The organism is Paenarthrobacter sp. YAF11_1 (assembly GCF_052113445.1).
Classification (GTDB): Bacteria; Actinomycetota; Actinomycetes; order Actinomycetales; family Micrococcaceae; genus Arthrobacter.
The window spans coordinates 181,526-188,768 of the sequence record NZ_JBFRDF010000010.1 but is presented as its reverse complement, the minus strand read 5'-3'; the positions used below and the strand labels follow the sequence as shown (position 1 = coordinate 188,768).

Below are 7,243 nucleotides of genomic sequence, written 5' to 3'. Positions count from 1 at the left end.
ACTACACCTACACCTTCGGCGACGGAGGAGCCCTCGGACCCACCCCAGTGGCCGGCTACTCCATCCCCGAGACCGACTGGCTCACCAACGACACCCGAACCAGCCACATCTACACCGAAACCGGCAACTACCAAGCCACCCTCACCACCGGCTTCGCCGGCACCTACTCCGTCAACAACGGGCCACCACTACCCATCAACGGAACCCTGAACCTGACCACACCAGCCAAAACCATCCACGTCTGGAAAACAGAAAGAGCACTCGTCGCCGACACCTGCCAGCAAAACCCCAACTCCTGGGGCTGCCCCGGCACAGATCGCAAATAGCCGGCGGTACCACGAACCGCCATCACCCACTTCGAAGGCGAACCGCCCGTCGACGCACTGTGCAGATAGTGCGTCAAGCCATCCAAGACTCAAAGTGGGTGGTGGCGGCCCGCCGAATGGGGACGCCTAAAAAGAAGAAAGCACCAGTTCCGAAGAACGGTGCTTTCCGTCAGTTGAATCCTAGGAGAACCAGGTCCCCGGAGGGCCCATGAAAAGGAGGAAGCTGAACACTGCGCCCACGGCCACCAGAGTGACAACAACGGCGAGGATCGGGTTCCTCAAGACCCAAGCCTGGGCTTTCTCGAACCCACCACGCGGTGATTCTCCCCCGGCTGCCAAGCGCCAACCACCGGCGAGAAGGCCACGGCGGTCGAGGGACTTCTCCATGGGAATGGTGGCGTACGGGATCACAGCCGAACCGATGGCAAGAAGGCCCGTTCGTGTTGACCACTTTTGGTTGATCCAAGTGAAAGCGGCGGTCGCGGCGTAGCAAAGGAACACGAAGCCGTGAATACCGCCAGCGATGCTCACGCCAACGTCGGTGGTGCGCGTGACGTACTTAAGGAACAACCCGATCAGCAGCATTGTCCAAGTCACGGCCTCGGCAAAAGCTACGGTGCGGAACAAAGTGCGGGGCTGCATGGAAGTCCTCAGGTAGAAAACGGGAGACACGTCGTATTTTACCGGCTGTAGAACTTCCCATGCGTCACTTCCCAACAACAATTCACTGTGCCGAGGACAGTGCCTGCCCGTTCCGGATGCGGGAATCGCCAAACTCGATGGCAACGGGAGCGATCTCGACCACCGGTTCGTGCCGCGTGCGGGCTTTCCCGACAGCAATATGCGGAACCCATCGGGGAGACCTGTAACCAAGGGCAGGTGAGCTGAGGATGAAGTCGTCAACGTTGTCGAGTCCAAGATCGTCCAGAAGAAAGTGCAAACCCTGCAGCAGGAGCGCCTGGTAGTCGTGAACTTCTTGTGGAACATCCACTTCCAAGCCCATGACCCGTCCGCCACCCAAGGGAATCAGCCGGTCCGATTTGCCAAGGAATCCGGCCAAAACAGGCAGCTCCGTCAACCAACTGGCGACTTCAGGGAGCACATGCTCAGGCCTCGCTACTCCTTTGGTCCACGCCACGATGTCCTGGACCAAGTCATCGAGGATCCCGACGTGCAGCAATGTCAGGTGCAACCCCGAAGGTTTACGGAGGGCATCAACGAACCGGGCCAGGCCCTCGTAGTCGGAGGCTCCGTCGCCAATACGGAGTACGGGTACCTCAACTGTGATGCGAGGCCCATGCAATCTGCTTCCAACGGGGTTGGTGGCCGTCATGGTTGCCATTATGCGCCGAACGCACAGCGGGCGGGAGGCCGACGGCGGAACTCATCCAACGCCGTCGTGCCCTGTTCGCTACTTCTTGGGACGCGCTTGGACGAGGTTGGCGAACGGAAGCCGCCCGAAAGACGAAACAAAGTCAGAATGGTAGTCGGCTTCGGCGGCATTGACCTCGGAAGCGGGGAGCTCCTTCCAGGCAACAATGAGGTCCAAGGCATCCCGTAGTTGCCAGATGAGCCGGGCATCCCAGACAACGGTGGGCCGTCCGCGGCCGTAGTCCATGAATTCCTGGATCTGCTTGCGAAGCCCTCGGTTACCCTGGCTGCCGGCGCTCGCTTTGCCCAGATACAGCACGGAAGCATCCGCAATCCACTCGGCTTCCAAGGCTTCCCGTTTGAGCGAGGGGTCCTTCTTCTTGAACGTGCCGGCAGTGCTCTTACTAAGGAATACAGGGTCAAAATCCGCGGGGCAAAGGATGGCGAAGACGCCGGGGCCTTGGGGAATCCTCATGGGATCGAGTTCGTCGAGCGGCCGGAATCCGGTGAACCCGTCCTGCATGAGGGACTTTTTGGTGAAGAGCATGGTCCATTGTGTCAAGGATGGCTCGTCCCGACAGAAAGCCGTGGTGACAGCGTGAAGAGGGCCTTCACCAACCCCCAAACCCTGAAGCAAGCCTTTCAGCGTTGACAGTCGCTTGTGACCCGTGCCATATTCAAAGCGTGAACCTGTCAGACAGCCGGACAGCCGGACAGCAAGAGCCCCAGGGCGGGCATATGCCCATTTCCCGCATCTCCGCAGCTGAAGCGGTCTTCGCGGCGCTGAGGCGTGCGATCGAGGGCGGCCAGTTCGATATCGGCACCAAGCTGAGCTCGGAAGCGACACTGGCGGGCCAGTACGGCGTCAGCCGCTCCGTCATTCGTGAAGCGCTGCGATCCTGCAATACCTTGGGCCTCACCGTGACCAAGACGGGCAAGGGCACGTTCATTGTGGCCAACAAGGTTGCTAACGACCTTACCTTGGGTCAGTACAGCGCGCGTGATCTCAACGAGGCCCGCCCGCACATCGAGATCCCGGCAGCGGGCCTCGCCGCCCAGCGCCGCACCGAAGAAGAGCTTGAACACCTCAAAGAGATCGTCCAGGAAATGCTCAGCGAGAACGACCCCGAAGCCTGGGTGAACCTGGACGCGAGCTTCCACTCTGCTGTGGCCCGCGCCAGCGGAAACCGGGTGTTCGCCAGCGTCGTCTCGGATATCCGCGAGGCACTGGCCCACCAGTCGGAAACCCTCAACCTCGTCGCTGACCGGCAACACCGTTCGGACGAGGAACACGTCGCCGTCCTCAACGCAATCGAAGCAGGCGACTCCGAAGCCGCAAGCAAAGCGATGGCCGCCCACCTGCAGGCCGTCAGCGTGGCACTGGACACGATCCTCAGCAAATGAATATCCCAAAGGACACCATGCCCGCCCCCGCAGCACCGCCCCACCAAACCGCGGCACAAAACCTCAAAGCGCCGCACCACGTCCCCCTCGTCGAGGTAACCCGCGACGGCCTGGTGGAGAGCATCCACTACGGCTCGCTGATTGCCCTCACTGAAGACGGCACAACCGCGGTCGAAGCCGGCGAACCGGACGCGCCGATGTACCCGCGTTCAAGCCTGAAGCCGCTGCAGGCCGTGGCGCTGCTCAAGGCCGGTTTGGACATCCCCCAAAACCTCCTGGCTCTCACCGCTGCCAGCCACTCTGGCGCACAGATGCACCGCGACGGAGCCGCTGAAATCCTGAAGCTGCACGGCCTCACAGAAGCGGCACTGGGCAACAGCACGGACCTGCCGTACGGCGTTCAGGAGCGCGAAGAATGGCTCCGCGCCGGCAACGGTCCCACCCAGCTCGCGCAGAACTGTTCCGGTAAACACGCTTCCATGACCGCCGTCTGCGTCATCAACGGCTGGCCTGTGGAGGGGTATTTGCACCCTGAGCACCCCTTGCAGGTCCTGGTCCGCGACACCATCACGGACCTCACCGGCGAGGAAGCAGCTGCCGTGAGTACGGACGGCTGCGGGACCCCGCTCTTCGCCCACTCCTTGCACGGCATGGCCAGGGCTTATGGCCGCCTCGCCGCTGCCGACGCAAGCACCGATGAGGGCAAAGTCGCCCACGCCATGCGTCGATTCCCTGAAATGGTGGCCGGCGAAGGCCGCGACGTCACCGCCATCATGCGGGCCGTACCGGGACTCCTCGCGAAGGACGGCTTTGAGGGACTCCAGCTGGTGGGGCTCCCGGATGGCACCGGTGTGGCCGTCAAGATTTCCGACGGCGGCGATCGCGCCCGTATGCCTGTCACCGTTGAGGTTCTTCGCCGGCTGGGCGTCGACGGCGGCAGCTTGGACACGCTTCAAAGCCCACCCGTGCTGGGCGGCGGCCTTCCGGTCGGCGAGCTCCGCGCGGCCCACATTTTCAGTAACTAAACCAAGGACAGCTATGACCACCGTCGATCAGGCGATCCCCCTCCGTTCCGAACACGACCTTTTGGGCGACCGTGATGTACCCGCGGATGCCTACTGGGGCGTCCACACCCTCCGCGCCATGGAGAACTTCCCCATTACCGGGCAGCCGCTCTCCACCAACAAGCACTTGGTCCGCGGCCTGGCCGCAGTGAAGCAGGCCGCAGCCCGTACCAACCACGAGCTTGGCCTGTTGGATGCCGAGAAAGCGGATGCCATTGTGCAGGCCTGCCAGGACATCATGGACGGCATGCTCCACGAGCAGTTCATGGTGGACGTGATCCAGGGCGGCGCCGGAACCAGCTCCAACATGAACGCCAACGAGGTCATCGCCAACCGTGCACTGGAAATCCTGGGGCACCCCAAGGGCGAGTACTCCAAGCTGCACCCGAACGACCACGTGAACCTGAGCCAGTCCACCAACGACGTCTACCCGACGGCGGTGAACCTGGCCACGATCTTCTCCGTGAAGGAGCTCTTGGAAGCCCTCGAAGAACTCGAGCTGGCCTTCGCTGAGAAGGGCCGGGAGTTCCGGACTGTGGTGAAGATGGGACGCACCCAGCTCCAGGACGCCGTCCCCATGACGCTGGGCCAGGAATTCGGTGGCTATGCCGTGACCATCGGCGAGGACCGGGCACGGCTGGACGAGTCCCACATGCTGATCCACGAGATCAACCTTGGGGCCACCGCCATCGGCACGGGGTTGAATGCCCCCGCGGGCTACGCCGAGGCCGCCTGCCGCCATCTGGCCGAAATCACTGGCCTTCCGCTCCTCACCGCCGCCGACCTCATTGAGGCTACCCAGGACGTTGGTGCCTTCGTGCACCTGTCCGGCGTCCTGAAGCGCGTGGCAGTGAAGCTTTCCAAGATTTGTAACGATCTCCGCTTGCTGTCCTCCGGACCGCGTGCGGGTTTGGGCGAGATCAACCTTCCGGCAGTGCAGTCCGGCTCGTCGATCATGCCCGGCAAGATCAATCCGGTGATCCCGGAAGTGGTCAGCCAGGTGGCGTATGAAGTCATCGGCAACGATGTCACTGTCACCATGGCCGCGGAGGCGGGCCAGCTTCAGCTGAACGCCTTCGAACCGATCATTGTGCACAGCCTGCACAAGAGCATCTCCCACCTGGAAGCAGCGTGCCGCACCCTTACAGCGCGCTGCGTCCGGGGCATTACCGCCAACACCGAACGGCTACGGCTTACCGTGGAGCAGTCGATCGGTCTCGTCACGGCATTGAACCCCCATATCGGTTACGCCTCCGCCACCGCTATCGCCCAGGAGGCGCTGGCAACGGGCAAGGGTGTGGCAGAACTCGTTCTGGAACATGGTCTCCTGACCGCGGCCCAGCTCGAGGAACTGCTCAGCCCTGAGCGTCTGGCAAACCTGAGTAAATAGGTCGAAACTGGCCAGTAAGCCCACGGCTACAGTCAGCCGTCCCGCCCGATGAGGCATACCCCACGAGGCGCTGTTCCGCGTGCCCGGACCCCCGAGCCGGACGCGCCCAGGACACCCCCCAACAGGACACTCCTAAGGATTCCAATGACCAACCCCATCACGGACCACACGGTCCCGGCCCAAGCGCACGCCAGCGAGAAAGCCCTCCACAAGGAGGACGCCGGCTACCACAAGGACCTTAAGCCCCGCCAGATCCAGATGATCGCTATCGGCGGCGCAATCGGCACCGGACTGTTCCTGGGCGCCGGCGGCCGACTTAACGCAGCTGGCCCCTCCCTTGTCATCGCGTACGCAATCTGTGGTTTCTTCGCCTTCCTGATCCTCCGCGCTCTCGGTGAACTGGTTCTGCACCGCCCGTCGTCGGGTTCCTTCGTTTCCTACGCCCGTGAGTTCTACGGCGAAAAGGCAGCCTTCGTTTCGGGCTGGTTCTACTGGATCAACTGGGCCACCACCACCATCGTGGACATCACCGCAGCGGCGCTCTACATGGAGTTCTTCGGCAAATACGTCGCCTGGATAGGTGCCGTTCCGCAGTGGGCGTGGGCGCTCATTGCGCTGGTTGTAGTGCTCTGCCTCAACCTGGTCTCCGTGAAGGTCTTCGGTGAAATGGAGTTCTGGTTCGCGCTGATCAAGGTGGCAGCACTGGTGGCCTTCCTCCTGGTGGGCTCCTACTTCGTCATCTTCGGCACCCCGGTGGAGGGCCAGGAAGTCGGCTTCAGCCTCATCGCAGACAACGGCGGCGTCTTCCCCAACGGCGTCCTTCCCATGATCATCCTCATGCAGGGTGTGCTCTTCGCTTACGCCTCGATTGAACTTATCGGCACCGCAGCCGGCGAAACTGCCAACCCGGAAAAGATCATGCCCAAGGCCATCAACTCCGTGGTCATCCGCATCGCCCTCTTCTACGTTGGCTCCGTGATTCTGCTGGCGCTCCTCTTGCCGTACACCACTTACGAAAAGGGTGTCAGCCCGTTCGTGACGTTCTTCGGTTCCATCGGCGTTGAGGGCGTGGACGTCATCATGAACCTTGTGGTTCTCACCGCAGCACTGTCCTCGCTGAACGCCGGGCTTTACTCCACAGGCCGCATCCTCCGCTCCATGTCGGTGGCCGGCTCTGCCCCGAAGTTCGCCCAACGCATGAACAAGGCAGGCGTCCCCTACGGTGGCATCGCCATCACCGCCGGCGTTTCCCTCCTCGGTGTTCCGCTGAACTACCTGGTCCCGGCCGATGCTTTCGAAATCGTGCTCAACGTCGCATCAGTTGGCATCATCGTCACCTGGGCCACCATCGTCCTGTGCCAGATGCAGCTCAAACGCTGGGCCGACAAGGGATGGGTCAAACGCCCGTCCTTCCGGATGTTTGGTGCCCCGTACACCGGCTGGTTGTCCTTGATCTTCCTGGCGGCCGTCCTGATCATGGTGTTCATCGAGTCCCCCTTGACCATGCTGGTCACTGCGATTGCCTGCGGACTCATGGTCTGGGGCTGGTTCCTGTGCCGCAAGCAAATTCATGAGCTTGCTGCCACCCGCGACGGCTACACCGGCAGCGCGCCGGTGATCGCCAACCGTCCGCTTCCCGGCGGCGATAAGTAACAAGCAACAACCGCTGAATCACGACGGCGGCACCC

At 62.3% G+C, this 7,243-nt stretch carries 7 protein-coding genes and 1 pseudogene; 5 read left to right on the top strand and 3 right to left on the bottom strand.

Features of this window, described 5'->3' with window-relative positions; translation table 11 throughout:
• Positions 1-326 (top strand): annotated as a pseudogene (locus AB4Y77_RS16495) (hypothetical protein); the annotation flags it as partial.
• 180 nt (positions 327-506) lie between these two features.
• On the opposite strand, the gene AB4Y77_RS16490 reads toward AB4Y77_RS16495, so the two are convergent.
• From AB4Y77_RS16490 to AB4Y77_RS16480, 3 genes are all read right to left on the bottom strand, one after another.
• A complete protein-coding gene (locus AB4Y77_RS16490) occupies positions 507-968 on the bottom strand; it encodes a DUF3817 domain-containing protein (protein WP_442014657.1) in 462 nt (153 codons plus the stop codon).
• Between the two features lie 82 nt (positions 969-1,050).
• Complete coding sequence (locus AB4Y77_RS16485) at positions 1,051-1,659, bottom strand: hypothetical protein (protein WP_442014656.1); 609 nt, start codon at positions 1,657-1,659, stop codon at positions 1,051-1,053.
• A 78-nt stretch (positions 1,660-1,737) separates the two neighbouring features.
• The gene (locus AB4Y77_RS16480; RefSeq protein WP_442014655.1) at positions 1,738-2,244 is read right to left on the bottom strand and encodes a hypothetical protein; all 507 of its coding nucleotides are present in this window, start codon (positions 2,242-2,244) and stop codon (positions 1,738-1,740) included.
• Positions 2,245-2,381: 137 nt separating this feature from the next.
• Between AB4Y77_RS16480 and AB4Y77_RS16475 the strand changes: the two genes are divergently transcribed.
• From AB4Y77_RS16475 to AB4Y77_RS16460, 4 genes are all read left to right on the top strand, one after another.
• The gene (locus tag AB4Y77_RS16475) at positions 2,382-3,101 is read left to right on the top strand and encodes a FadR/GntR family transcriptional regulator (protein ID WP_311212065.1); all 720 of its coding nucleotides are present in this window, start codon (positions 2,382-2,384) and stop codon (positions 3,099-3,101) included.
• On the top strand, positions 3,098-4,126 hold the full coding sequence (locus tag AB4Y77_RS16470; RefSeq protein ID WP_442014654.1) for an asparaginase: 1,029 nt from the start codon (positions 3,098-3,100) through the stop codon (positions 4,124-4,126). Before AB4Y77_RS16475 ends, AB4Y77_RS16470 begins: the two co-directional genes overlap by 4 nt.
• A gap of 13 nt (positions 4,127-4,139) precedes the next feature.
• A complete protein-coding gene (gene aspA, locus AB4Y77_RS16465; protein WP_311212064.1) occupies positions 4,140-5,555 on the top strand; it encodes an aspartate ammonia-lyase in 1,416 nt (471 codons plus the stop codon).
• 144 nt (positions 5,556-5,699) lie between these two features.
• Positions 5,700-7,208: an amino acid permease gene (locus AB4Y77_RS16460; protein ID WP_311212063.1), complete on the top strand. Its 1,509-nt coding sequence runs from the start codon at positions 5,700-5,702 to the stop codon at positions 7,206-7,208.
• The last annotated feature ends 35 nt before the right edge of the window (positions 7,209-7,243 follow it).